The organism is Streptomyces lydicus (genome assembly GCF_001729485.1).
GTDB lineage: Bacteria > Actinomycetota > Actinomycetes > Streptomycetales > Streptomycetaceae > Streptomyces > Streptomyces lydicus_D.
The window spans coordinates 3,639,746-3,663,014 of record NZ_CP017157.1; the positions used below are offsets into that span (position 1 = coordinate 3,639,746).

A 23,269-nucleotide genomic window follows, 5' to 3' on the forward strand; every position below is an offset into this window, starting at 1 on the left:
GCTACCGCACCAGGCAGGGACGCGTGCCGTCGAACGTCCAGCCGGGTACGAGACACCGCATCGCGGCCGCGTCGTCCCGCGCCCCGAGCGCCTTCTCGCGGTAGAGCTCGTGCGCCGCCAGGAGCCGGTCCGTGTCGAGTCGGACGCCGAGGCCCGGGGCGCTCGGGAGGGCGATCTCGCCGTCGACGATGCGCGGCGGGTCGACGGTGAGCCGCTCCAGGCCCTCCTGCCAGATCCAGTGCGTGTCCAGGGCGTTGTACTCGCCGGGCGCCGCGGCCCCGCAGTGCGCCACCATGGCCAGGGAGATGTCGAAGTGGTTGTTCGAGTGGCATCCCCAGGTCAGGCCCATCGCGTGGCAGAGCTGGGCGACGCGCACCGAGCCCCGCATGGTCCAGAAGTGCGGGTCGGCCAGCGGGATGGAGACGCTCTGCAGGGCCAGCGCGTGGGTCAGCTGCCGCCAGTCCGTCGCGATCATGTTGGTGGCCGTGGGGAGGCCGGTGGCGCGCCGGAACTCCGCCAGGATCTCGCGGCCCGAGTAGCCGTTCTCGGCGCCGCACGGGTCCTCGGCGTACGCGAGGGTGCCGACCAGCGGCCGGCACAGTTCGACCGCCTCGGACAGCGACCACGCGCCGTTGGGGTCGAGGGTGATCCGTGCTTCGGGGAAGCGGTCCTTGAGCCGGCGGATCGCCTTGACCTCCTCGCCGCCGTCCAGCACCCCGCCCTTGAGCTTGAAGTCCCGGAAGCCGTAGAGGTCGTGGGTGGCCTCGGCCTGACGGACGATCGCCTCGGCGGTCAGCGCCTCCTCGTGGCGGATCCGGTACCACTCCACGGGGGAGTCCGGTTCGCGGACGTACTCCAGGTCGGTGCGGTCGGGGTCGCCCACGTAGAAGAGATAACCGAGCACGCGTACCGACGCGCGCTGCTGCCCGTCTCCCAGCAGGGCGGCCACCGGGACGTCGAGGTGCTGCCCCAGGAGGTCCAGCAGACCCGCCTCGACGGCGGTGACGGCGTGGACGGTGGTGCGCAGGTCGAAGGTCTGCGGGCCTCTGCCGCCGGCGTCACGGTCGCCGAACCGCTCGCCGATCTCCCGCAGGACGCGCTGATAGTCGCCCACCCTGGCGCCGACGACGAGGGGTGCGGCGTCGCGCAGCGTCCGTGTGATCCGCTCCCCGCCCGGCACCTCGCCGAGCCCGGTACGGCCCTCCGAGTCCTTCAGGACGACCACGTTGCGGGTGAAGAAGGGGCCGTGCGCGCCGGAGAGGTTCAGCTCCATCGAGTCCCGGCCCGCGACGGGGTAGACGGAGAACTCGGTGACGGTCGGCTGGTTGTCGTTCCTCATAAGGGTTCCTTCACGTCCTGGTCGTAGGGGGGTTCCGCACGTGCGGGGGTCACAGGGCAAGGGCGTCGAGGGTCCATTCGACGGCCAGTACGCCGCCCAGGCCGAGGACCGCGAGCACGGTCGTGTACGTCGTCCGCGCCTTGATCGCGTCGAGGACCGACAGGTTGAAGTACTCCTTGAACATCCAGAAGCCGGGGTCGTTGACGTGGCTGAAGGCGATCGAGCCGCAGGAGACGGCGAGCACCATGAGTTCGGGGTGGACCCCGCTGCCCGCCAGCAGCGGCTGCACCACACCGGCCGCCGTGACCACGGCGACGGTCGCCGAACCGAGCGCGATGCGGAGGATGACCGCGACGAGCCAGGCCAGCAGGATCGGCGAGACGGGCCAGCTGTGGGTGAGGTCCTTGATGTAGTCCGATGTCCCGGCCTCGACGAGGACGTTCTTGAACGCACCGCCCGCACCGATCACCAGCAGGATCATGGCCATGGCCTTGGCCGACGAGGTGCACGACGCGCTGACCTCGGCCAGTCCGCGGCCGATCCGCGGGCCGAACGCCCAGACGGCGAGGAGCAGCGTCAGCAGCAGGGCGATCGGGGCGGAGCCGAGGAAGGCGACGACCGGCAGCACCGGGTTGGACGCCGACACGGCCATCTTGGCCACCGCGGCACCCGCGATCAGCACGACCGGGCACAGCGCGACGAGCAGCGACCAGGCCGTGCCCGGCATCTCGTCCTCGTCGAACACCCGCTCCGTGACCAGTCCGTGCGGGATGGTGGGGTTCATCTTCCGGATGAAGGGCAGCCGCGGCCACACCAGGGCGACGAGCGCGCCGAACGGCACGGCGAAGAAGAGGCCGTAGACCAGCGTGTGGCCGACCGAGGCGTGGAAGGTGGCGGCGACGGCGGTGGGGCCGGGGTGCGGCGGCAGGAAACTGTGCATGGTGGACAGGGCGATGGACATCGGGAGTCCCACCCACAGCAGGTTCTTGCGGGTGACCCGGACGAGGGTGAACGCCACGGGCACGATGATGACGAAGGCGACCTCGTAGAACATGGTCACCCCGATGAGCATGGCCGTCACGACCATCGCGACCTGCACGAAGCGGAGCCCGAAGGCGTCGACGAGCCGGTTCGCGATGCGCTGGGCGGCGCCCGAGTCCCCCATGACGCGGCCCACCATGGCACCGAGTCCGACGACGAGCATCGTGTCGCCTGTCTGGCCGCCGACGCCCTCCGCGAGCACGTCCGGGATCTTCTCGACCGACACCCCCTCGACCAGTGCGACCCCGACGGCCACCAGGAGCAGGGCGATGAAGCCGTTGAGTTTCAGCTTCGTCATGAGGAACAGCAGGATCAGTACGCTGATGCCGACGACAACAAGAGGCATGGGTCGGTTCCCCTTTGAACTGCGCGCAGAAAGGTGCCCTCCGGTCCGTCGGGCGGGGCGCGGGCCGGGGCGAGGAAGTGCGGGGGGTGACGTGGCGGTGGTGCGGGGCAGGACGAGGCAGGACGGGGCTCAGTCCGCGGCTGCCACCAGCGCGAGCCCGGTGGTCAGCAGCTTCTCCAGCTCGTCCAGGTCCTCCGGACCGGGGTCGGTGAGCGGGGCGCGGACCGGGCCGACGGGCCTGCCGCGCAGCCGGGCGGCGGCCTTGACCAGCGAGACCGCGTAGCCCGGCACCCGGTCGCGCAACTCGACCAGCGGGACGTAGAAGCCGCGCAGCAGCGCGTCGGCGGTGGCCCGGTCGTCGTCCCGCACCGCGGTGAAGAACGCGTCGGCGATCTCGGGGGCGAAGGCGTGCACCGCCGAGGAGTAGGCGGGCACGCCGACCGCGGCGTAGGCGCGGGCCTGCAGTTCGGCGGTGGCGGCCCCGTTGAAGAAGAGCAGGTGATCGGGCGCGGACAGGGTCAGGCGCTGCAGGCGGTCCAGGTCGCCGTGCCCGTCCTTGAGGCCGATGACGGTGGGGAGTTCGGCGATCCGGCGCAGGCTCTCGACGCTGAACGCCACCTGGTCGCGCTGGTAGGCGATGAGCGGCAGCCGGGTCCCGGCCGCGATCCGGCGCAGCTGCTCGACCAGGCCCCGCTGGGGGGGCCTGGAGGAGGTAGTGGGGAAGCACCAGCGCGGCGTCCGCGCCGGCCTCCTCCGCGATCCGGGCGAACCGCAGGGCCTGTGCCCAGCCGTAGCCGAGCCCGGCGACGACCGGCAGCCGTCCGGCGGCCACTTCGACCGCCGCGGTGACGACCTGGCGGTACTCCTCCTCGTCCAGTGCCGCGAACTCGCCCGTGCCGCAGGCCGGGAAGACGGCGCCGGGAGCGGTGGCCAACTGCTCGGTCAGGTAGGCGCGGTACGCGTCGGGGTCGAGGCTGCCGTCGGGGCGGAAGCTGGTGAGCGGGAAGGACAGCACGCCGCCCGCCATGCCCTCGCGCAGCCGGCGGGCCACGTCCTGAGCCGCCGCGTTCAGTGACATGAACTAGCCTCCAAGTACATGGACTTCATTTACATATGAAGATGGAGGCTAAGGTCGGGCACCCGGCGGGTCAATGGGTGGGTCACCACGGATTCCCGGGGCGTCCCAAGTCAGGCCGTACGCGGGCCTTGAGGGGAGTCGGCGCCGGTCGTGGGGCACCCGCCGCGCGCCGTGGCACGTGCGGCAGGATGGCAGCGCGTGGGGACGTCCGCGGACGTCCCGGCGCATTCACAATCCTCTAGACAAGCAGGTGTCAAGGTGACGCAACATCACAAACGGTGCTCGGCGGAGGCGTTCGTGCGCTCGGTGGGAGCCGGCCGGTGAACCGTGACCTCACGCCGCATGACGTGATCTTCGCCGGGGCCGCGCTGGCCGCCGGTCTCGCCGCCGGCCTGTTGCTGCGCGTAGCCCTGCGCTGGCTGGGCAAGCACGCGCGCCGGACGCGGTGGAGCGGGGACGACGTCATCGTGGACGCGCTGCGGTCCGTGGTGCCCTGGGCCGCGATCTGCGCCGGCCTGGCGGCGGCCACCGCGGTGCTGCCGTTCACCGCGACGGTCAGGCACAACGTCAACCGGACGCTGACCGTGGTGCTCATCTTCGTGGTCACCTTCACCGCCGCGCGGGTGATCACCACCCTGGTGAAGTCCCTGGCCCAGTCCAGGTCCGGGGTGGCCGGATCGGCCACCATCTTCGCCAACATCACCCGCATCGTGGTGCTGGCGATGGGCATGCTCGTCGTGCTCCAGACGCTGGGCATCTCCATAGCCCCCCTGCTCACCGCGCTGGGAGTGGGCGGTCTCGCGGTGGCGCTGGCCCTGCAGGACACCCTCGCCAACCTCTTCGCCGGTGTGCACGTCCTCGCGTCGAAGACGGTGCAGCCCGGCGACTACATCCGCCTCAGCAGCGGCGAGGAGGGCTACGTCGTCGACATCAACTGGCGCAACACCGTGGTGCGTCAGCTGTCCAACAACCTGGTGATCATCCCCAACGCCCAGCTGGCCGGCACCAACATGACCAACTTCACCCGGCCGGAACAGCAGTTGTCGATCCTGGTGCAGGTCGGCGTCGGCTACGACAGCGACCTGGAACACGTCGAGCGGGTCACCACCGAGGTCGTCGCGAGCGTGATGTCCGACATCACCGGGGCCGTCCCCGACCATGAACCGGCCGTGCGATTCCACACGTTCGGCGACTCCAGGATCGGCTTCACGGTGATCCTCGGGGTCGGGGAGTTCAGCGACCAGTACCGGATCAAGCACGAGTTCATTAAGCGGCTGCACCAGCGCTACCGGGCCGAGGGCATCAGGATTCCCGCCCCGGCGCGGACCGTGGCCCTGCAGCAGGCGGACGGCATCGCGATCCCGCACCAGCGCGGGACCTCGGACCTGGTGCCGTAGCGCCCGCGCGCTGCCGGGCAGGCGAGCACGACGTCCGTGCCCGGCAGCGCGTTCCCGGCGGACGGCGGCGATCAGTCGCCGAAGGGCTCCCGCGTCCGGCCCGGGTCGTCGAGCAGGCCGAGCAGAAAGGGCAGCACCCCGCGTTCCAGCAGGGCCTGTTGCCAGGCTTCGTACGCCTCCGCGAGCGGGGTGCCGGCCTCTCCCGGCCCGTCGGCCCCGGCCGCCGAGCGGTTGCGCGCCGCCGCGATCAGCATCCACAGCAGCCCGGCCGACGTCGTCGCCACCGCCACACCGGCGGCCGTGAGACCGGCGTCGACCAACTCGTCCGCGAAGCCGGACGGCAGACCGAGGGCCCGCAGTCCGAGGCCGAGGACCAGGAAGAGGACGGCGGCGGTGGCCGACAGCGCCGGCACCAGCACGCCGAGCGCCGGGAGCAGCCCGCTTGCGGCAGCCGTGGCCGGCACGGCCGGCGACGACGGGCGCGCCTCCGCCGCGGCGGCCCGCAGCTGGAGGTAGTCGCGGTACTCGGGCACCGCGGTCGCGACGAGGGCGGCTCTCGCCTGAAGCGCCCGGGTGCGCAACTGCTCGACGTTGAGCGCTCCGTCCGTACGGCGCACCGCCTCCCTGATCTCCTCGGAGCGCAGCGCCCGGTCCAGGAGGTGTTCGAAGTCCGGCGCGTCCTGCGCCCGTAAGCGGTCTGCGTCGTGCATGCATGTCCCCCGGTGGGTACGTGGGTGAAGGCCACGGTTGCCGGCCTCTTCGGAGTGGGGCGGCCGCGCCGGCCACTGCTCGGGACCGGCGCTGCGCCCGGACGCCCTGACGCACCTCATGATGGTTCCCTCATTGCGCAATCTTTAAATTGTTGCTCATGGGTGAATGCGCCCGACGGTCCTCACCGGACCGGTTCCGGGCCGCTCTCCGTACGGGGATGCGGCGGCGGCTCGGGCGCGTGACGGGGTTGCGGACCGGTGGTGAAGCCGGCGCCCGGCCGCGCGTCGTCGGAGGCCATCGCCTTCGCCTCGCTCTTGAGGATCCGCAGCGACTTGCCCAGCGCGCGTGCGGTGTCCGGCAGCTTCTTGGAGCCGAAGAGCAGGATCACCACCAGCGCCACGATCAGCAGGTGCCAGGGCTCCAGTCCGTTGCGCAACATCGCTGCCCGCCTTTCCCGTCGTCGAAGTTCGCGTCGTAGCCGTGAGCCGTGATCCATGGTCGGAGCCGGCCGCGGTCCGGGCGGGCCGGACTCGCTCATCATTTGCTACATTGCGCAACCGTACAACCTTTGGGGGCGGTGCGCCGTCTTCACCCGCGGGGAAACCGCACGGACGGCGGTGCAGACGTGCGGCAACCTCATCACCTCCGGCGCGGACGGGAGCAGTCAGGACCGGCCGGCGGCTCGGCCGTCAGCGGGGTGCTTCGGCGCCGCCCCCTCGCCGGACGCGGTGCACCACCTCGGAGTGCAGGGCGGCCAGTCCACCGGGCGGCAGCGGGCTGGGGCTGCCGGTCAGGGTGTACCACTCCTCGGCGCCGGTGTACTGGACCGCGACGGCCGCGCGGCCGTCGGGCCGGGCGCTGGTGGCGATCGTGAGGTCGCCGGTGACGACGCCGACCTCCTCGGTCATCGCGCCGCCGGGCCCGGCGGTCACGTCGTCCTGCAGCCGCTCGGGCCCGGGCGGGGTGTGGTGGCCGGTCATCCGGCGCAGGTGTCCAGCATCTCGGTCAGCTTCGCCTTCTCCGCCTTGGTGACCGACAGGGCGTAGGTGGCCTTGACCGAGGTCCAGGCCCGCCCGTACGTGCACCAGAACGCCTTGGCCGGCGGCTGCCATTCGTCGGGGCCCTGGTCGCCCTTGGAACGGTTGGAGGCGGCCGAGACCGCGAGCAGCTGCGGGTGGGTGAGGTCGTTGGCGAACGCCTTCCGCTCGGCCGGGGCCCAGGAACGGGCCCCGGAGCGCCAGGCGTTGGCGAGCGGCACCATGTGGTCGATGTCGGCGGCCGAGGCGACGCGGAACTTCTTGCCGTCGTACGGGCTGACCCAGGAACCGGACACCGCGCGGCACTCCTTGTCCCGCCGTACGCCGGTGCCGTCCCGCTGCAGCACCCGCTCCCGCGTGTCGCAGTGCGCACCCTGCTCTGCCCAGTGCGGGAAGGCGGAGCGGCGGTAGCCGGTCATCGGGCCGTGCGGCGCCACCTTGAGGGCGGCCAGCTCACTGCGCGCCTTCCGTACGCTCGGCACGCCCGGCAGGGTCCCCGCCGCGCCGGCCTCGCCGCCTCCCGCGGCGGGCGAGGACGCCTCCGCGCCCGGCACCGACGGCTTGTTGTCGTGCGAGCCGGTGTGCTTGCCGCCGGCCACCGGCGTGCAGCCGACCACCGCTATGACGGCGGCCGCCGCCACGTACCGCCCCCACCGGAGCTGTTGAGCCCCCATCTCCTGGTCCCTCCCGTCACCGGCCGGCCTGTGCCGGCTCCCGTACCGCCGCCGGCTCGTGCCGGGTGCGGCTGGGGGAACGCTATCGAAGCCCTCGCGGCGGGCGTCAGGGCCCGCGGCCCGGCGTGCGCGTCCCCCGCGGCTGCCCGCGCACGCCGGCGTCCGGCCGGTCAGTCCTCGTAGTAGTTGTTGACGATCACCTCGGGCTCGTCGTCGTCGAACGCCTCGTTGAGCAGCGCCCCGCCGACCAGGCCGGCCGCGCCCGCGCCGATGAGCGCGCCGGTGCCGAAGCGGCGGCCCTGCTGCTGACCCGGCTGCTGGTGGTAGTCCTGCGGCACGGCCTGCGGATAGCCCTGCTGCGCCGGCTGCGGGTACCCCTGCTGCGGATAGCCCGCCTGGGGCGCGGTGTAGTACGGCGGGGGCGTGGTCTGCACCCGCTGGGCGCAGCCGCCGCACGTCTGGATCTGGCGCGGGACGCCCCACTGCGGGGACCACGTCACATACGTCGTGCCCGGGCCGTGCTGGGGGTCGAAGAAGCAGGTCATGGAGGAACTCCCGTCGGATTGCTGGGGTGTCGGGGCGGAGCCGTGGCCGGGGGACTCCCAGCCGGGCGCGGCGCCGGAGGATTCCCGGCCGGTGGTGGTGCCCGCCCTCGCGGCGGCGTCGGCCGGCCCGGGGGAGGGGGCGTGCCCCGGCGGCGCTCCGGCCGCCGGGTCCGGGCGCAGGACGTCGACGCCGAAGTCCTGGGCGATGCCCGCCAGTCCGGAGGCGTAGCCCTGGCCGACGGCGCGGAACTTCCACCCGGCGCCGTGGCGGTAGAGCTCACCGAAGACCATGGCGGTTTCCGCGGCGGCGGCGCCGCGCAGGTCGTAGCGGGCGATCTCGGTACCGGTCACCCGGTCGACCACGCGGATGTGGGCGCTGCGGACCTGGCCGAAATCCTGTTGCCGCTGCTCGGCCTCGTAGAGGGAGACCGGGAAGACGATCTTCGCTACCTCGGCGGGGACCGCGGTGAGGTCGACCTGGATCTGCTCGTCGTCCCCGCCGCTGCCGCCGACCGGGTCGCTCCCGGAGTGCCGCACCGAACCGTCCGGGCTGCGCAGGTTGTTGAAGAAGACGAAGTGCTCGTCGGAGAGGACCTTCCCGGACCCGTCGCACAGCAGCGCGCTGGCGTCCAGGTCGTAGCCGGGCCCTCCGGCGGCTCCCACCTGCCAGCCCAGCCCCACCGTGACGGCGGTCAGGCCGGGGGCCTGTTTGCTGAGCGACACATTGCCGCCCTTGGTCAGGGCCACACTCATCTGCTTCCTCCACAACTGTCCGGGCCTTCGGCGTCCTTCGGCTCAACGCAACGGGAATCAGCAGAGTTCCCGGCTTGCGCAATAACTGAAGTATGGAGCAGACCTCGGGGTGTGCGGGTCAATCAGAAACGTCAGGCGGCGCGCCCCGGAAGCCTGCTCACACGTCGCGGCGCCGCACGACGAGCACCGCGAGCGCGACGCTGACCAGCGGCCACAGGACGTACACGGTCCGGCCGGGTGCAGCTCGTGATCACCGCCTATGAGACCGGGCTGGTCACGCTGCCGCGCTGAGGGCCGGGTGGTGCGTGCGGACCGTGGAGAGAGCCAGGCCGTACAGGGTGAGTACCGCCGCGAGGAGGGCGTAATACAGCGCCGGCGGGGCGGACATGTCCAGTGGCGGGCCGAGGGGGGACAGCGGCAGCAGGATGCCGATCACCGCGAGGGCCGCGGCGGCGAGGTGGACCGGTCCGGTGGCGCGACGTTCGGCGGCGTGCCGGCCGGTCCGCAGCAACAGCATCACCATGGCCTGGGTCAGCAGGTTCTCGGTGAACCACCCCGCGTGGAAGACGGCCGGATCGCCGGCCCGCGCCGTCGTGTGCGAGGCGAAGGCGAGCACCCCGAAGGTGGCGATGTCGGCGGCGGCGTTGAGCAGCCCGAAGGCGGTGATGAAGCGGAGGAAGGTACGCGTGCGCAGCACGGCGGGCTTGCGTTCCGCGGCGGGCCCGGGACGGTCGAAGGCGAAGGCGAGCTGCGCCGCGTCGAAGCAGAGGTTCTGCACCAGGACCTGGGCGGGGAGCATGGGCAGGAACGGCAGCAGCAGTCCGGCGGCGAGCATCGCGATGACGTTGCCGAGGTTGGACGACAGGGTGATGCGCAGATAGCCGGCGATGGTGCCGCTGCTCCGGCGGCCGGCGGTGATCGCCCGGTCGATGGCGGTGAGGTCCTTCTCGGCGAGCACCACGTCCGCGCCCTCGCGCGCCACGGTCACCGCCCCGCGCGGACAGATGCCGACATCGGCCGCCCGCAGCGCGGGCAGGTCGTTGACGCCGTCCCCGAGGAACCCGGTGATCCGGCCGCCGGCCCGCAGGGCGGAGACGATCCGGGCCTTGTCCTGGGCCGTGCAGCGCGCCACGACCGTGGCCCGGGCGACCGCTGCGGCGAGCTGCGGCCCCCTCAGGTCACCGAGCCGGCCGGCGGTCAGCACCTCCCCGGGGTCGAGGCCGAGATCACGGCAGGCACGGGCGGCGGTTCCGGGGTGGTCACCGGTGAGGATCTTCACCGCCACCCCGCGCCGGGCGAGGTCCTCCAGCGCGTCGGTGGCGGTGGGCGCGAGCGCGTCGCGGAGCGCGACGAAGCCGAGGAAGGTCAGCCCGCGCAGGTCCTTGTCGCTGTACGGGCCGAGGCGGGCCGGGCGTTCGGCGCGCGCGACGGCGAGCAGCCGCAGACCGCCCGCGGCCTCCTCGGCGGCGAGGCCGAGCAGCCGCTCGCGGTGTGCCGCGTCCAGTGCGGCGTCCGCACCGTCGACGGCCACCGACCCGCACCGGTCGAGGACGTCCTCGACCGCGCCCTTCACCACGAGCGTGTGGGTGGTGTGCCGGCCCGGCCGGCGCACGACGGCCGTGGCGAGCCGGTGCGACGGGTCGAACGGCAGGGCGGCGATCCCGTCGTACGCGAACGGGTCGGCGCCGCGTTCCCCGGCGGCGTCGAGGATCGCTTCGTCGAGGGTGTCGGGGACGGGCAGCTCGGCGAGTTCCACGGTCCAGAAGCTGTTGACCGCCGCCCACTCCAGTACGTCCGGGGCGTTGTCGCCGCGCGCGTCCAGGGAGCGTTCCACGACCGGGCGGTCCTGGGTGAGGGTGCCGGTCTTGTCCAGACACAGCACGTCGACCGCCCCGAGGTCGTGCAGCGCGGGCAGCCGTTTGACGATCACACCACTGGTGCGGGCGAGCGCGGAGGCTCCCCGGGCGAGCGCCGCGGTCACGATCACCGGCAGCATCTCGGGCGTCAGCCCCACCGCCACCGCGACGGCGAACGGCAGGGTCTCCAGCCCGCGCCCCCGCAGCGCGGCGTTGGCCATCAGCACCAGCGGCGGCGTGAGCAGCATGAAGCGGATCAGGGTCCAGGCGATGCCGTGCACCGAGCGGTCGAACGCGGTCTCCCCGCGCCGCCGCGCCGGCCCCCCGTAGGCGGCGGCGAACCGGGTGTCCGGACCGGTGGCGATCACCAACGCGGTCCCGCTCCCGGAGGCCACGCTGCTGCCCTGGAAGCACAGGTGCGGCGGCTCGGGCGGCTCCGCGCCCCCGCCGGCCGGCGCGTCGAGGGCGTTCTTCGGTACGGGGACGGACTCGCCGGTGAGCGCGGCCTGATGGACGGTCAGCCCGCTCGCGCGGAGCAACCGCACATCGGCCGGCACCAGGTCCCCGGCCCCCAGCCGCACCACGTCGCCGACGACGAGCTGATCGACGGGGATCTCCCGCACCCGCGGCGGGGCGTCGTCCGCCGTCCGGCGCTGCACGGACGCCGTGGTGGGAACGAGTTCGCGCAGGGCGGCCATCGACCGGCCGGCCTGGTGCTCGCCCCCCGACCGCAGGGCGCAGCTGACCACCACGAGCACCATGATCACGCAGGCGGTGCCCCAGGAGGCCACGGCCGCCGAGACGACCCCGAGGCACAGCAGGACGGCGGTGAACGGATCCCGGAGGCTGCCCACGAAGCGCCGCGGCCAGGAGGGCGGCCGCCGGGCGGGGACCACGTTCTCGCCGTACCGCAGCAGGCGTTCCTCGGCCTGTTCCTCGGTCAGCCCGCGCGGGCCGCTGTCCAGCAGCCGCAGCACCTGCAGCGTGGTCAGCGCGGCCGGTTCCCCGGCGCCGGTGAACGGCGGCAGGCCGCGGCCCGGCCGTACGCCCCGGGAGTGCGCGGGTGTACGGGCGGCCGTGGGCGCCGCGGTGGTCTCAGGCACCGACGTCGCGGAGGCGGACCGGTGCCGGCTGTCCGGAGCGGGCGGCCAGCTGGACGACCAGGAGCCGTACCACCGCCACCACATCGGGATCGTCGACGAGGTACACCACCCGGCGGCCCTCCCGGCGCGAGCGCACCAGGCCGGCGAGCTTCAGCTTCGACAGGTGCTGGCTCACCGCGGGCAGCGCCCCGCCGACCCGCTCCGCGAGCCCGCTCACATCGCTCTCGCCCTGCGCCAGCGCCCAGACGATGTGCAGCCGCGGGGGCGAGGCCAGCAGTCCGAACATCGCGGCCGCCTCGGTCAGCACCTCGGCGGACGGGTCCGCCGTGCCGCCCTGGTCCTCGACGCTCTTCACCACTGCGCTCTCCGTCCACCTGGGACGTGCCTCCCCGTCCCCGAACCGCCCAGTGTAGGTGCCGGGCCCCCGGCCCTCCGCGGGTTCCCGGCCGTCCCGCCCCCGGGGCCCGCCCGGCGGCCGCCGGACCCCGGTCAGGACAGCGGGCAGTGGTTGACCAAGGCCGCGGGACCGGCTGCCCGGGGACGGCGCACGGTGTGGTCGGCGGGTGGCAGGTGACGGTGGTTCAGCCAGTTCTCCAGGGCCGTGAAGGCCGACCGGTGGCACGGGGTGAGGGGGCGCAGCCGGTCGGGGAACGTGTCGAAGAGCGCGTCGACGTGCGTGCCCCCTTCGATGCGGTAGTAGCGGTACAGGGCGTCCCGCCCGGCGTCGTGCACCATCCGCGCGTAGACGTCGGAATCCCGGCTGAGGGGCAGCAGGACGTCCAGGGTGCCGTGCAGGGTGATCAACGGCTTGCCGATGCGCCCGGTGAGGGCGATCTTCGAGACGGCGGCGCGGACCGGTGCCGGACGGGTGGCGTAGGAGTAGTCGGCGTCGCACGCGGGGGTGCCCGAGACGCAGAACGGGGTACCGGCCTGCGTGGCCCCGTCGAAGTCGGGGTCCAGTTCCTCGCGGTAGGTGCGCTGGGTGACGTCCCAGTAGTTCTGGTGGTGGAAGGGCCACAGGAACTCGGAGCCGGCCGGGAACCCGGCGGCGAGCAGCGCCGCGTGCGCCCGCCCGGCGTCCGCGCCGCCCTTCGCGTACGCGGGATAGGCGCGCAGCGCGGGCGGCAGGAAGGTGAGCAGGTTCGGCCCCTGCGGTCGCCACAGGGTGCCCTCCCAGTCCACGCCGCCGTCGTAGAGCTCGGGATGGTTCTCCAGCTGCCACCGTACGAGGTAGCCGCCGTTGGACAGGCCGGTGACCAGGGTGCGGGCCGGTGGGCGCCGGTACCGCTGGGCGGTCACCGCGCGGGCCGCGCGGGTGAGTTGGGTGACCCGCTGGTTCCACTCGGCGACGGCGTCGCCGGGGGCCGTACCGTCGCGGTAGAAGTCCGTGCCGGTGTTGCCCTTGTCGGTGGCGGCGAACGCGTATCCGCGGGCGAGCACCCAGTCACCGATCGCCCGGTCGTTGGCGTACTGCTTGCGCGTGCCGGGAGAGCCGGAGATCACCAGGCCGCCGTTCCATCGGTCGGGCAGCCGGATGACGAACTGGGCGTCGTGCTGCCAGCCGTGGTGGCCGTTCGTGGCCGAGGTGTCGGGAAAGTAGCCGTCGATCTGGACGCCCGGCACGCCCCGGGGAGCGGCCAGGCCCGCCGGAGTCAGTCCGGCCCAGTCCGCCGGGTCGGTGTGCCCCGAGGTGACGGTGTCCGCGGTGGTCAACCCGTCCAGGCAGGACAGCTGTTGACGGGCTGCGCCCGGTACGTGCAGCCGGGCCGCCGCGGCGCAGTGCGACGGCTGCGGGGAACGTTCCGGCGAGGCGCCGGCCGGGGGAGCGGTGAGGGCGAGGAGCGCCGCGGCCCCGAGGGCGGTGCCCAGGGCCGTCGGGCGCGGGCGGTGCCGGCGGGAGCGCGCGGCCGGCCCGCCGGGTGGGGTGCCGAGGGGCATCCGGTGTACCTCCGTGGAAGGGGCGGGGTCGGGGAACCGGCCGGTCAGCTGCCGGCGCGGGCGGACGGTCCGCCGAGGCCGAAGAAGTCGGTGATCCAGTAGCTGGAGCAGATCGACCGGATGAAGTGGGCGGTGCCGGTTCGGCCGCACTGCTCGGGCTCGGTCCCCGGGTCGACCGGGGTGCCGTGGCCGATCCCCGGCACCTTGTTCACCTGTACGGCCACGCTCCCGTCCCCGGCCATGTACTCCTCCCGGCGGGTGCGGTCCGGGCCGATGGTGGAGGTGCGGTCGGGCGTCTGGTCCAGCCCGTGCACCGCGGTCCACTGGTCCCGGAGTTCATCGGCGTTCTTCGGGACCACCGTGGAGTCCTGGTCCCCGTGCCAGACGGCCACCCGCGGCCAGGGGCCCGTATAGGAGGGGAAGGCGTCACGGACCCGCTCGGCCCAGTCCGCCGGGGTGCGGTCCACGCCGGGGTTCATGCAGGTGAACGGACCGGTGTCCCGGGTGCAGTGGTAGGGGAGGCCGGCGATGACCGCCCCCGCCCGGAACACCTCCGGATACGTGGCCAGCATCACCGACGTCATCGCACCGCCGGCCGAGAGCCCGGTGACGTAGGTGCGGGAGGGGTCCCCGCCGTAGGCGGAGTCGGCGTGCGCGACCATCTGCCGGATCGAGGCGGCCTCGCCCCGACCCCGCTGGTTGTCGACGGGCTGGAACCAGTTGAAGCACCGGTTGAGGTTGTTCGCGGTGGTCGTCTCGGCGAACACCACCAGGAAGCCGTGCCGGTCGGCCAGCGTCGTCAGGCCCGAGTTGTCGGCGTAGACCTGGGCGCTCTGGGTGCAGCCGTGCAGGGCGACGACTACCGCCGGCTGTGCCGGGAGACGGGCCGGGCGGTAGACGTACATGGCCAGATTGCCGGGATTCGAGCCGAAGTTGCTGACTCTCTCCAGGGTGACGCCCGCCTCACGAGCCGGCCGGCCTGCCGCGGGAGTCGGGGCGAGCAGGGTGCTCACGGCGACGGCGCAGACGACCGCGCAGGCACCCGCGGTCAGCCGCGCCCGGAGGCCGCGGCGCTGCGGCCGCGCGGTCGAGCCGGACGAGGCGGCCGGCGGGACCGGTGGGGTGGGCGGTGTCGGTGATGGGGTGGGCAGTGGCACCGGGTGACCTCCCGAGGCGGCGGCACGGAACCGGACGGCCCCGTGCGTGCGACGGTGCGCGACGACCGGGAGCGGCGGCGCACCACTGTGGTGCCGGTCACCCTAGGAGTGCGCTCCGCCGGCCGGACATGGCACCCGACGCCACAACGGCCGTGTCACCGCGTGCACTTCACCTGTTGCGCGGCCGATCGGGTACTGCTAGGCCCAGGCCCCACGGCCCCGGCTCTCGCTACTGGCCCACCCTTCCGTCGACGCACTCGCGCAACAGGTCGGCGTGCCCGCAGTGCCGGGCATATTCCTCGACCCTGTGCACCAGCAGTTCCCGTACCGCGATCCGGTCCTTCCCCACCCGCTCGCCCAGGTCCGGGTGGGCGGCCAGCGCGGCGTCGGTGGCGGCCTGCTCACGTGCCAGATCGACGAACGCGGCGTCGACCACGGCCTGTTCGGCGACGGCGCCGTCGAAGTCCGCGTCCCGCGCGCCGTACAGCTTCGGCACCGGGTCACCGTCGCTGATCCAGTTGCGCCAGTCCCGTTCCACCTCGACGAGGTGCCGCACCAGGCCGAGCAGCGACATCGTCGACGGCGGAACGGACCGCCGGGCCAGTTGCTCGGCGTCCAGGCCCTCGCACTTCATCCGCAGGGTGATGCGGTAGTTCGTCAGGTAGTCGTGCAGCGTCGCCAGCTCGCCCTCGGGACCGGGGCCTTCGCTGTCCCGGGGGTCGTCGCCGGGATCGGTCCACATATCGGGGTAGACGGTCGCCTGGCTCCATCGCGCGGGTCGGTCAGTCATGCGTGGCATGGTCGCCCGGCCCGGCCCGCATGCGCCACCGAGTTTTCGCGCCGAGGTGTCGCCGCGGGCCCGGGACGGGGGCGCCGGTCCCGGCGGCGAGGCCCTCCCGCAGGAGGGGCCGGGCCGGTACGGCTTCCGGGACGGCCGTCGGGGAGGGCTGACGGCCGGTCGGGAGGGACGGATCAGTAATAGCGGCTCATGAGTGCGGTGGCCCAGTCGGGCTGGCTGGTGGCGCCGAGCGGGCCGAACTCCGCCATGTAGGGCTTGATGTCGAGCACGGGGGTGCCGTCGACCGCGTCGAGGCCCTGCACATGGACGTCGAGCCCGTCGGTGCGCAACAGGCGGCAGCGGGAGACGCCGAGCCGGTTGGGGCGGTTCTTGCCGCGCTGGCCGAAGATCCCCACGAGGGGCCAGTCGGTGTTGCCCCGCGGATGACGGGCACCGGTCTCCACTTTCTCCACGGGCACCCGGTGGAAGTGGTAGACGACCTCCAGGTGCGAGAAGCCGTCCAGTCCGGCCAGGGCGTCCGGCCCGAACTGCGCCGCGTCCAGCCGGACGACGGCCGACACCGGCCCCCAGTCGTCGTCCCGGACCTCGCTCCGCCCGCCGACCACCCGGCCGACCGGACGGAGAACCACCTCATCCGCGGTGTTCTCTGACATGCGCTGCGCCTTTCGTGACGGTGGAGCCTGCGTACGCGCAGGCCGGGCGGCAGCGCCGGCGGGGCGGACACCGCCGCCGGGCTACCCGGTCGATCATCCCGGACTTCTCGTTCCTACGGGCGGACTCCCGCCAAGAGGCCCGTCCCGCCGCGTCCGCGTCCGGTCGGCCACGCGGGCACCGGCCGAACGGCTCGACCGTCGATCACAAGGTCAAGTCGCGCTTGTTGCTTCGGATTTCGTTGATCGCCGGAGGGTTGTGGGGCCTTTTCCGTCGTGCCACGCTGCACCACGTTGCGAAGGAGGGCACCCATCAGTCAGCTCACCACGCGCCGTGTGCGCACGGCCGCCGCCATCGGCCGAGGGCTGGGCGCCGTGCCCGCCCCGGGGCTCGTCGTGGGAGGCGTGCTCGGCCTGCAGTGCGGGGCCGCGCTCGCCACGCGCCTCTCCCCGGCCGTCGGCCCGGCCGGCGTGGTGGCCCTGCGCCTGTCCCTCGCCGCCGTCATCCTGACCGTGCTGTGGCGGCCGGGGCTGCGAGGGGACCGCACCACGCTCGGCCTCGCGGCCGCCGCCGGGACCCTGCTCGCGGTCCACCACCTCAGCTATTACGAAGCGGTCGACCGGGTGCCGCTGGGCGCCGCCACCACGATGGAGTTCCTCGGCCCGTTCGCCCTCGCGCTGTTCGGCTCACGCCGGGGAGCCGATCTGCTGTGGGCCTGCCTCGCCGCCACCAGCGTCGTACTGCTCGGCCACTCCGGCATCCCGCTCGACGCCCCGGGGCTGGGCCTCGCCCTCCTGGCGGGGTGTTGCTGGGGCGGCTACATCCTCGTCGGCGCACGCCTCGCCGCACGCGTCCCCGACGGGCGGGGCCTGGCCCTCGCCGTCACGTGGGGAGCCCTGCTGAGCCTCCCGTACGGGATCGCCCGGGCGGGGGCCAGGCTGCTGGACCCCGGCACCCTCGCGCCGGCCCTCGTCATCGCGGTCCTCTCCAGCGTGCTGCCCTACACCTGCCACCTGGAAGCCCTGCGCCGGCTGCCGCCCCGCGTCTTCGGCGTTCTGACCAGCCTCGAACCCGCCGTCGGCGCCCTCGTCGGACTGCTCCTCCTCGGGCAGCACCTCGCCGCGCCGCAGTGGGCGGGAGTGCTCGCGGTGGCCCTCGCCTCCGTCGGCGCCACCCGCACCCCGGGCCCCGGTGCGAAAGCGGTTGTCGAGGAGCGGTCGGAAACGTAGGGAAGCCCGCGCGGGGGCCGCCCCCGGGCATGCCGACCGCGTCGGGTGGGCGTCCTGCTGACCCGGACTTTCGCACCCCTTTTCACGCGTGCCACCCGCGCCTCATTGGGCACAGCCGCCACCACGGCACCGTGAGTGTGCCCAGCCGGCGAACGGGCGTGGTAAGTAGCCACGTTCACGATGGCGGGAAGTCGCTGTCCCCGGCGCCGTGCGGCTTCCGGAAACAGTGGCCCGCCGTGTGTGAGATTCCTACGACTTCGCTACCGCGAAGGAGATCGGGGGGCGGGCGAGGCCGGTGAGGTGCCGCGCCGAGCGCGTGGGCAGGGCGCCAACGGCGGCAGGTGGCGCGTCGACCGGTGGCCGCGGGGTGTGCGAGGAGTTGTGGGCTCCTGTCATAAGGCAACGCAATGGACGCAATGTCAGTGCGACAAGGGGGCGTCTTTTCCAGTCAATTCCGGTGAAGGTTCGACTGGCGGGAATGCGGACGATGACAATTCAGCAGTGCAAACCGCATGGCCGACATGAAGGGGCGTAAGTGATCCGGGTCTTGGTGGTCCATGAGACGCGGCTGATGCGATCGGCGCTGGCCGCGCTGCTGCGTGACGAGGAGCAGATCGACGCGGTCGCGGCCTGCTGGGGAAGCGCTCATGGCAGAGCGCGTTCCTTCCGGCCCCAGGTGTGTGTGGTGGACGGCGACGGGGCGGGACCGATGCAGGACGCCAGCCCTCCGGGCGGTCCGGACTGCGGCCTGCTCGTTCTTGCGAGCGCCTGCCGGCCCGGCACGCTCCGGCGGGCCGTCGCCGCCAAGGCCCGTGGCTTCGTCGACAAGGACGCGCCGCCGGCCCGGTTACGGCACGCCATAAACCTGGTCGCGGCCGGCAAGCGCTACGTCGACCACACGCTGACGCTGGACTTCCTCCAGGCCGCCGACATGCCGCTCACCCCACGCGAGTTAAACGTGCTGCAACTGGCCGCGGGCGGGGCGTCCGTACCCGAGATAGCCCATGAACTGCATCTGAGCACGGGCACGGTGCGCAACTACATGGCGGCCATCAACCGCAAGACCGGCGCCCGCAACCGGGTCGACGCCATACGCATCTCGCAGGGCGCCGGCTGGGTCTGAGCGCCGGCCGGCACCGCCCCGGAGCAGAAGCTGCAGGAGGCATACGTGATCTGCGCACACATCTGGCCGACCAGCGCCGGTCCGAGCACCTGGGGCAGGGAAAGCGCGTGATGCGTGGGCGAGGCATCCATAAGGTGTGTCCATGCCTATAGTTGCCGAACTGATCACCTATCCCGTCAAGGGGTGCGCCGGGGTCCCCCTGGCGGAGGCCGGACTCACGCCGGCGGGACTCCCGCACGACCGCAGCTTCATGGTCGTCAGCGACCGGGGCGTGTACCGCACCCAGCGCACCGATCCCCGGCTCGCGGTGATCCGGCCCGAAGTGAGCTCCGACGGCACCCAACTCATCCTGCATCAAAAGGGCGTTGAGTCCTTGCGCATCGAGGTGGACACCACCTCGCCCCGGAAGGACGTCGACCTCTTCGGCCAGCCGTTCCGCGGCATCGACCAGGGTGAGACCGCAGCCGGCTGGCTGTCCGAGGTACTCGGCACGGACTGCCGACTGGTGCGGGTACCGCCGGAGCACGACCGGGTGGCCGACGGCCGCACCCCCGGCACCTCCGGCTACGCCGACAGCAGCCCGCTGCACATCCTTTCCCTGGCCACCTTCAACGACCTCAACGAGCGGCTGGCGGCAGCGGGGAAACCACCGATGCCGATGACCCGGTTCCGGCCGAACATCGTGCTGGACGGGTGGCAGGAGCCGCTCACGGAGGACCGGGTGCACCGGGCCGAGGTGGGCGGTGCCGAGCTGGGGTTCGCCAAGCTCGCCGTGCGCTGCGCCGTCACCATGGTCGACCAGGAGACCGGCACCAAGGACGGACCGGAGCCGCTGCGGACACTCGCCTCCTACCGACGGGTGCCCGAGGGCGGGGTGGCCTTCGGCTCGAAGTTCTCCGTCGTGCGGACCGGGAAACTGGCCGTGGGAGACGAGTTCACGGTCACGGAATGGACGGCGGCCGGCCCTTCCTGACCGAGCCCGGGTCACTAAGATCCGCATCATGGCAGAACTGATCGACAACGAGCCGGGCCGGTACGGCGATCGCCGGCCCACCCGGGACCAGGTCATCGGTCGCATCGCCGACCACATCGCCGACCGGCGGCCAGGGCATCCGCTGCGGGTCGCGGTGGACGGCATCACCGCCGCCGGAAAGACCACCCTCGCCCGCGCCCTGGCCGCGGCGGTGGGTGAGCGCGGCCGAGCGGCCATCCATCTGTCCATGGACGGCTTCCACCACCCGCGCGCGCACCGTCACCGGCAGGGCCGCGACTCCGCGATCGGCTACTACCAGGACGCCTACGACTTCCCCTCGTTCGCACGGTCCGTCCTCGTCCCCCTCGGACCCGGCGGCGATCACCGCTACCGCAGCCGCATCATCGACCTGGCCAGCGACCAGGCGATCGACGAGCCACCGGTCACCGCCCCCGCCGACGCGGTCCTGGTGGTCGACGGCAGCTTCCTGCAGCGGCACGAACTGGCCGGACTGTGGGACGAGGTCGTGTTCGCCGACACCAGCTTCCCCGTCGCCCGCCGCCGCGGCACCCGCCGCGACACCCAGCTGTTCGGCAGCACCGCGGCGGCCGAGCACGCCTTCGACCATCGCTACCACGCCGCCTGCCGGCACTACCTGGCCGAGGTCGACCCGGCCGCGCGGGCGACGATCGTCGTCGGCAACGACGACCTCGATCACCCCGTGCTGCGGCGGATCGACGGCGCGCACACCGGAACGGGCCACCCCCACACGTTCAGGACGTAGCGCCCTCGATGAAGTCGCGGAGGTCCTGGTTGAGTTGTGTGGCGTGGGTGAGGAAGATGCCGTGTCCCGCGCCGGGGTACTCCTTGTAGGTGTTGTCCGGTACGAGGTGTGTCAGTCGTCGTGCGCACAGGTCGATGGGTGCGGAGGCGTCGGCGTCGCCGTGGATGATCAGTGTGGGTACCTGGAGTGCGCCTGCTTCCTTGCGCAGGTCGGTGGAGAAGCCGGTCTCGACGACTTCGGCGGCTGCCTTGGCCGAGCAGTCGAGGCACTTTTGCACCGTCCAGGCGATGAGTTCGCTGGAGACCTGGTTGCCCAGGTGTGTGGCGAAGAATGCCTGGGCGTTGTGGGCCATCCACCGCGGGCGGTCCTTGGTCCGTTCCGCTGCCAGGGCGTCGAAGAGGCTGCGGTCGATGCCGTGGGGGTTGTCCGGGGTGTGGAGCATCAGTGGTGCGGTGACGGCGATCAGTACCACCTTGCTCACCCGGTCGTAGCCGTGCCGGGAGAGGTAGCGGATCACTTCGCCGCCGCCCATCGAGTGTGCCACCAGCGTCACGTCGTGCAGGTCGAGGCGGTCGAGCAGGGCGGCGAGGTCGTCGGCGAGGGTGTCGTAGTCGAAGCCGTGGCCGACCCAGTCGGAGCGGCCGTGGCCCCGCTTGTCGTAGGCGACGCAGCGCAGGCCCTGTTCGGACAGCGGCAGCATCTGCAGTTCCCACGCGCTGCTGCTGAGCCAGGCTCCGGCGACGAAGACGACCGGCTTGCCCTGTCCCCAGTCGGTGTAGAACAGGCTTGTTCCGTCGGAGCCTTCGAAGTACGGCATGTGTGGGTCCTTCCTGGACGGTGCGGTGTCGCTGTGCCGACAACTCTCGTCCAAGGGGCGGCACACCGTCGATTACCCCACAGGTAACGGTGCGGCCCGAACGCGCCGTGCGCGTCGTCAGCGCGTGCTCGGGCCGCTGCGCCAGGGCCGGTTCGGGACCAGCCCGGCCGCCCCGCCGCCGCCGGCGTCGACGCCGCCGCGCGGACGACGGGGCGGGAAGGGCGGGTCGTCCTGCCGGCACGTCGTTCCCGGCGGCGGAAGGGTGCCGTCGATGAGGTAGCGGCTCTCGTACGCGTTGACGCAGCCGCTGGGATTGACCAGTGCGGTGTGCCCGTACCCGATGTTGGTGAGCAGCCGGGCGTGGGCCAGCTCCTCGGCCATGGCCTGCGCGTCCCGGTAGGGCGTGGCGGGGTCATAGAGGGTGCCGACCACCAGGACGGTGGCCGCCGTCGGCCTGTTCCACGGGCCGGTGTAGCGGTCGGCGGCCACGGTGGGCCACGTGGCGCACGGCTCCGACGCCCAGGTCCAGTAGCGCCCGGCATCGCCAGCACGGGCGGCACCCGCCTCTTCCAGGGGGTGGAAGACGCCGGGGTCACGCGGGTTGGGGCTGTCGCCGCAGAGGATGGCGGCGGCCTGTTCCTCACCCGTGTACGGGACCGGGACCGGAGGCGTGGGCAGCGGTGCGGAGGGCCCCGGGGTGCGGCCCTGCCACAGCCTCTGGAGCAGGGCGGCGACCTCGGACCATCCGGGGCGGACGACGTAGAGGCCGTTGATCGTGTCCGCCACCGTCCTGGCGTAGGTCCAGGTGCCGGCCGGCCGTTCACGGAGGCGCCGCATCAGCCCGTTGAACTTGTCCCGGGTCGCGTCCGGGCCGCCGGCGGAGAAGGCACAGCCCGCCGTGGTGGTGGAGCCGCACAGGGTGAGGAACTGGTCCAGGGTCGCCGCCGCGGAACGGTCCGAGCCCAGGCGCAGGAAGGTCGGCAGCCGGGCGGCGTCGTCGCCGTGGTTCGTCCAGGCCGACGGGGCGATGTTGCTGTCGAGGACCAGGGCGCGGACCCTGCCGGGGAAGAGGTTGGCGTAGGTGGCGCCGAGGATCGTGCCGTAGGAGGCCCCCAGGTAGGTGAGCTTCGGGTCGCCCACCCACCGGCGGAGCCGGTCGAGGTCGCGCGCGGAGTCGGCGGTCGACACATGACGCAGCAGCGCGGCGTCGCGCTGCGCGCAGCGGCGGCCCAGGTCCCGATACGCGGCGATCCAGATGTTCCGCTGCCGCGCGCCGACCGGGAAGCCGCTGGGTCTGGCGGCGAGCCAGGCCGCGCTCTCCTTGGGGGTCGCGAAGCAGTTCACGGCCGTGCTGTGGCCGACCCCGCGCGGGTCCCAGCTGACGATGTCGAACCGCTCCCGCACCTCGCGCGGGAACAACGGGTAGTTCTGCGGCATCTGGACCGTACCGGGCCCGCCGGGGCCGCCGGGGTTGAAGAACAGGGTGCCGATGCGCCGTCCGGGCCGGGTCGCCTTGTGCCGTACGACCGCCAGGTCGAGGGTGCGTCCGCGCGGGTCGCCGTAGTCCAGCGGCACCTTCGCGGTCGCGCAGTCGAAGTGCCCGTCCCGAGGGCACGGCCGCCAGTCCGGTGCCGGCGCGGGCACCGCCGGTGCCGGTGGGGCGTCCGCCGTGCCGAGGCCCGGTCCGGTGAGTGCGACGTAGCAGCTCAGCGCCACGGCGATGACCGCGGCCCGGTTCCGGCGGACTGCTATCGGTCCGGATATGCGCATGCGTCGTCCTCCCACGGACCGGGCACCCGTCGCACCCGGGCAACGGATGCCGACGGCACCCGAGCCCACCCCACCGCGCCGCGGCACCGGACGCGAGCGGCCGGGGGCCGAACGGCTGAGCCGGCGGCCGGACAGCCGAACAGGTGCC

General features: G+C 72.9%; 20 protein-coding genes and 1 pseudogene. 5 read left to right on the forward strand and 16 right to left on the reverse strand.

The features are described from left to right. Nucleotide 1: 1 nt before the first annotated feature. From SL103_RS15780 to SL103_RS15790, 3 genes and pseudogenes are all read right to left on the reverse strand, one after another. Complete coding sequence (locus SL103_RS15780; RefSeq protein WP_069569676.1) at nt 2-1,339, reverse strand: enolase C-terminal domain-like protein; 1,338 nt, start codon at nt 1,337-1,339, stop codon at nt 2-4. Between the two features lie 49 nt (nt 1,340-1,388). Beyond that, the gene (locus SL103_RS15785) at nt 1,389-2,726 is read right to left on the reverse strand and encodes a gluconate:H+ symporter (RefSeq protein ID WP_069569677.1); all 1,338 of its coding nucleotides are present in this window, start codon (nt 2,724-2,726) and stop codon (nt 1,389-1,391) included. Between the two features lie 129 nt (nt 2,727-2,855). After that, nucleotides 2,856-3,804: pseudogene (locus tag SL103_RS15790) on the reverse strand (5-dehydro-4-deoxyglucarate dehydratase). A gap of 320 nt (nt 3,805-4,124) precedes the next feature. Here SL103_RS15790 and SL103_RS15795 point away from each other — a divergent pair. Next, on the forward strand, nt 4,125-5,201 hold the full coding sequence (locus SL103_RS15795) for a mechanosensitive ion channel family protein (protein WP_069569678.1): 1,077 nt from the start codon (nt 4,125-4,127) through the stop codon (nt 5,199-5,201). A gap of 71 nt (nt 5,202-5,272) precedes the next feature. Here the strand turns inward: SL103_RS15795 and SL103_RS15800 are convergent, their stop codons facing one another. The 11 genes from SL103_RS15800 to SL103_RS15850 form a co-directional block, all read right to left on the reverse strand. Further along, on the reverse strand, nt 5,273-5,911 hold the full coding sequence (locus SL103_RS15800; RefSeq protein WP_069569679.1) for a hypothetical protein: 639 nt from the start codon (nt 5,909-5,911) through the stop codon (nt 5,273-5,275). Nucleotides 5,912-6,093: 182 nt separating this feature from the next. After that, nucleotides 6,094-6,351, reverse strand: a complete 258-nt coding sequence (tatA, locus tag SL103_RS15805; protein ID WP_069569680.1) for a Sec-independent protein translocase subunit TatA — start codon at nt 6,349-6,351, stop codon at nt 6,094-6,096. 250 nt (nt 6,352-6,601) lie between these two features. Next, nucleotides 6,602-6,892 carry a hypothetical protein gene (locus SL103_RS15810; protein WP_069569681.1) on the reverse strand — a complete coding sequence of 97 codons (291 nt, stop codon included), beginning with the start codon at nt 6,890-6,892 and terminating at the stop codon, nt 6,602-6,604. Continuing rightward, complete coding sequence (locus tag SL103_RS15815; RefSeq protein ID WP_107424549.1) at nt 6,889-7,623, reverse strand: HNH endonuclease family protein; 735 nt, start codon at nt 7,621-7,623, stop codon at nt 6,889-6,891. Before SL103_RS15815 ends, SL103_RS15810 begins: the two co-directional genes overlap by 4 nt. A 170-nt stretch (nt 7,624-7,793) precedes the next feature. Beyond that, the gene (locus tag SL103_RS39235) at nt 7,794-8,921 is read right to left on the reverse strand and encodes a TerD family protein (RefSeq protein WP_069569682.1); all 1,128 of its coding nucleotides are present in this window, start codon (nt 8,919-8,921) and stop codon (nt 7,794-7,796) included. Between the two features lie 274 nt (nt 8,922-9,195). Beyond that, nucleotides 9,196-11,880: a magnesium-translocating P-type ATPase gene (mgtA, locus tag SL103_RS15825; protein WP_069569683.1), complete on the reverse strand. Its 2,685-nt coding sequence runs from the start codon at nt 11,878-11,880 to the stop codon at nt 9,196-9,198. Then, nucleotides 11,873-12,166, reverse strand: coding sequence for an ArsR/SmtB family transcription factor (locus tag SL103_RS15830; protein ID WP_078617022.1), 294 nt, complete (start codon nt 12,164-12,166; stop codon nt 11,873-11,875). Before SL103_RS15830 ends, mgtA begins: the two co-directional genes overlap by 8 nt. A gap of 203 nt (nt 12,167-12,369) precedes the next feature. Further along, nucleotides 12,370-13,818, reverse strand: a complete 1,449-nt coding sequence (locus SL103_RS15835) for a tannase/feruloyl esterase family alpha/beta hydrolase (RefSeq protein WP_069569684.1) — start codon at nt 13,816-13,818, stop codon at nt 12,370-12,372. Between the two features lie 44 nt (nt 13,819-13,862). After that, nucleotides 13,863-14,975 carry an extracellular catalytic domain type 1 short-chain-length polyhydroxyalkanoate depolymerase gene (locus tag SL103_RS15840; protein WP_432215355.1) on the reverse strand — a complete coding sequence of 371 codons (1,113 nt, stop codon included), beginning with the start codon at nt 14,973-14,975 and terminating at the stop codon, nt 13,863-13,865. 229 nt (nt 14,976-15,204) lie between these two features. Then, nucleotides 15,205-15,765, reverse strand: a complete 561-nt coding sequence (locus SL103_RS15845) for a DUF664 domain-containing protein (protein ID WP_079145766.1) — start codon at nt 15,763-15,765, stop codon at nt 15,205-15,207. Nucleotides 15,766-15,947: 182 nt separating this feature from the next. After that, nucleotides 15,948-16,427, reverse strand: coding sequence for an SAM-dependent methyltransferase (locus SL103_RS15850; RefSeq protein WP_069569686.1), 480 nt, complete (start codon nt 16,425-16,427; stop codon nt 15,948-15,950). A 333-nt stretch (nt 16,428-16,760) separates the two neighbouring features. Between SL103_RS15850 and SL103_RS15855 the strand changes: the two genes are divergently transcribed. The 4 genes from SL103_RS15855 to SL103_RS15870 all read left to right on the forward strand — a co-directional run bounded on the left by SL103_RS15855 (nt 16,761) and on the right by SL103_RS15870 (nt 20,534). Next, complete coding sequence (locus SL103_RS15855) at nt 16,761-17,654, forward strand: EamA family transporter (RefSeq protein WP_208869881.1); 894 nt, start codon at nt 16,761-16,763, stop codon at nt 17,652-17,654. 571 nt (nt 17,655-18,225) lie between these two features. Beyond that, on the forward strand, nt 18,226-18,777 hold the full coding sequence (locus tag SL103_RS15860) for a response regulator transcription factor (RefSeq protein ID WP_069573768.1): 552 nt from the start codon (nt 18,226-18,228) through the stop codon (nt 18,775-18,777). Nucleotides 18,778-18,919: 142 nt separating this feature from the next. Continuing rightward, the gene (locus SL103_RS15865; RefSeq protein WP_069573769.1) at nt 18,920-19,750 is read left to right on the forward strand and encodes an MOSC domain-containing protein; all 831 of its coding nucleotides are present in this window, start codon (nt 18,920-18,922) and stop codon (nt 19,748-19,750) included. A gap of 28 nt (nt 19,751-19,778) precedes the next feature. After that, nucleotides 19,779-20,534 carry a hypothetical protein gene (locus tag SL103_RS15870; RefSeq protein ID WP_069569687.1) on the forward strand — a complete coding sequence of 252 codons (756 nt, stop codon included), beginning with the start codon at nt 19,779-19,781 and terminating at the stop codon, nt 20,532-20,534. On the opposite strand, the gene SL103_RS15875 is transcribed toward SL103_RS15870, so the two are convergent. Together SL103_RS15875 and SL103_RS15880 are read right to left on the reverse strand one after the other, a co-directional pair. Continuing rightward, a complete protein-coding gene (locus SL103_RS15875; RefSeq protein WP_069569688.1) occupies nt 20,524-21,351 on the reverse strand; it encodes an alpha/beta fold hydrolase in 828 nt (275 codons plus the stop codon). The genes SL103_RS15870 and SL103_RS15875 overlap by 11 nt on opposite strands. Before the next feature lie 117 nt (nt 21,352-21,468). Beyond that, a complete protein-coding gene (locus tag SL103_RS15880) occupies nt 21,469-23,121 on the reverse strand; it encodes an alpha/beta hydrolase (RefSeq protein WP_069569689.1) in 1,653 nt (550 codons plus the stop codon). Nucleotides 23,122-23,269 lie beyond the last annotated feature (148 nt).

Coding starts and splice junctions, on each gene's coding strand:
- SL103_RS15780 (WP_069569676.1), bottom strand. CDS start 1,339: ATGAGGAACGACAACCAGCCGACCGTCACCGAGTTCTCCGTCTACCCC.
- SL103_RS15800 (WP_069569679.1), bottom strand. CDS start 5,911: ATGCACGACGCAGACCGCTTACGGGCGCAGGACGCGCCGGACTTCGAA.
- SL103_RS15815 (WP_107424549.1), bottom strand. CDS start 7,623: ATGGGGGCTCAACAGCTCCGGTGGGGGCGGTACGTGGCGGCGGCCGCC.
- SL103_RS15835 (WP_069569684.1), bottom strand. CDS start 13,818: ATGCCCCTCGGCACCCCACCCGGCGGGCCGGCCGCGCGCTCCCGCCGG.
- SL103_RS15830 (WP_078617022.1), bottom strand. CDS start 12,166: ATGTTCGGACTGCTGGCCTCGCCCCCGCGGCTGCACATCGTCTGGGCG.
- SL103_RS15785 (WP_069569677.1), bottom strand. CDS start 2,726: ATGCCTCTTGTTGTCGTCGGCATCAGCGTACTGATCCTGCTGTTCCTC.
- SL103_RS39235 (WP_069569682.1), bottom strand. CDS start 8,921: ATGAGTGTGGCCCTGACCAAGGGCGGCAATGTGTCGCTCAGCAAACAG.
- SL103_RS15850 (WP_069569686.1), bottom strand. CDS start 16,427: ATGTCAGAGAACACCGCGGATGAGGTGGTTCTCCGTCCGGTCGGCCGG.
- SL103_RS15845 (WP_079145766.1), bottom strand. CDS start 15,765: ATGACTGACCGACCCGCGCGATGGAGCCAGGCGACCGTCTACCCCGAT.
- tatA (WP_069569680.1), bottom strand. CDS start 6,351: ATGTTGCGCAACGGACTGGAGCCCTGGCACCTGCTGATCGTGGCGCTG.
- SL103_RS15860 (WP_069573768.1), top strand. CDS start 18,226: ATGCGATCGGCGCTGGCCGCGCTGCTGCGTGACGAGGAGCAGATCGAC.
- SL103_RS15870 (WP_069569687.1), top strand. CDS start 19,779: ATGGCAGAACTGATCGACAACGAGCCGGGCCGGTACGGCGATCGCCGG.
- SL103_RS15865 (WP_069573769.1), top strand. CDS start 18,920: ATGCCTATAGTTGCCGAACTGATCACCTATCCCGTCAAGGGGTGCGCC.
- SL103_RS15880 (WP_069569689.1), bottom strand. CDS start 23,121: ATGCGCATATCCGGACCGATAGCAGTCCGCCGGAACCGGGCCGCGGTC.
- SL103_RS15875 (WP_069569688.1), bottom strand. CDS start 21,351: ATGCCGTACTTCGAAGGCTCCGACGGAACAAGCCTGTTCTACACCGAC.
- SL103_RS15810 (WP_069569681.1), bottom strand. CDS start 6,892: ATGACCGGCCACCACACCCCGCCCGGGCCCGAGCGGCTGCAGGACGAC.